1 protein-coding gene is annotated in these 625 nt (G+C 46.7%); it reads left to right on the forward strand.

What is annotated here, in order from left to right; translation table 11 throughout:
* A partial coding sequence (hisB, locus tag R7190_RS28550) for an imidazoleglycerol-phosphate dehydratase HisB (protein WP_318138018.1) occupies positions 1 to 548 on the forward strand: 548 nt, incomplete at its 5' end.
* Positions 549 to 625 lie beyond the last annotated feature (77 nt).

The following is a 625-nucleotide window of genomic DNA, read 5'->3' on the forward strand; positions in this document are numbered from 1 at the left end:
CTACTAAAGAAACCGACATTAAAGTTGCCGTTAATCTGGATGAGCAAGGCGGCAATGATATATCAACAGGTCTTGGTTTCTTTGACCACATGCTGGATCAAATTGCCACTCACGGTGGTTTCCAAATGGTGTGCAAAGTCGACGGTGATTTACATATTGATGATCACCACACGATTGAAGATACCGCTTTAGCCCTTGGTCAGGCATTAAAAGAGGCGTTGGGCGATAAGCGCGGCATTGGTCGCTTTGGTTTCAGCCTGCCGATGGATGAGTGCTTGGCGCAATGTGCGTTGGATTTGTCTGGTCGTCCTTACCTGAAATTTGACGCGAAATTTAGCCGTGATCAAGTTGGAGACTTGTCGACAGAGATGGTGGTTCACTTCTTCCGTTCTTTAACTGACACACTAGCGTGTACGCTACACCTTTCTTCTGCTGGCGATAATGATCACCACATCATTGAAAGCCTATTTAAAGCGTTTGGTCGAACGTTACGCCAAGCAATCAAAGTGGAAGGCACGGAGCTGCCAAGCAGCAAAGGCGTCCTTTAAGGTTCACGTGAGCAAGGAGAAAAACAGTGACAGAACAGAAAGTTGTCATTATCGATACTGGCTGTGCCAACGTCTCT

The sequence above is a fragment of the Vibrio sp. 1078-1 genome (genome assembly GCF_033340475.1).